Source organism: Arthrobacter sp. 4R501, assembly GCF_002929755.1.
In the GTDB taxonomy this organism is placed as follows: domain Bacteria; phylum Actinomycetota; class Actinomycetes; order Actinomycetales; family Micrococcaceae; genus Arthrobacter.
In genome coordinates, this window is record NZ_PJIW01000081.1 from 1 (window position 1) to 524 (window position 524).

Sequence of the window (524 nt, forward strand, 5' to 3'; positions counted from 1 at the left end):
CGATCCCCATCCGGCGCTGGTGGGAATGGTCCGCAGTGGCGGACACCAGCCCCACCACATAGGCGCCTTGGCCGGGGATATTTCCGTCTATATCGAAATTCGCCACCAGGGACGTGTCCTTGGCAGCGATGCTGACGTGCTTGAGAAGTGCGTTATGGGAGCTCATGGCTCAATCCTGCTACCTGCGCCTGCGTCCGTCCACCCCTGATCTAGGTTTTGTCCCGGCACCGTCGTAGACTGGAGTTGTTCGAAGATATGTTCGAATAACCTGCTTGGTTTACTTGTTTGGTTTTTACAGATGGTGTGGTCCGGGAGGCACTATGGGCATGTTCAGCGAGTCGGTCGACGTCGTCTGCACCCCCGCCGGAACGCCCCTCAGGCTTGGCTGGGCAGGCCGCCGCTATACGGTCTGTGCTGATCCGGTCCGCTGGTATGAGCGGCGCCAGTGGTGGGCGGAGGAACCGAGGGCCCCGCTGGGAAGCGGCCCCGGACTGGTGGATCACGAGATCTGGCGGGTCCAGGTG

The 524-nt window shown here is 61.6% G+C and carries 1 pseudogene; it reads left to right on the forward strand.

The features are described 5' to 3' along the window. Positions 1 to 320 precede the first annotated feature (320 nt). Positions 321 to 524 (forward strand): annotated as a pseudogene (locus CXR02_RS21985) (hypothetical protein); the annotation flags it as partial.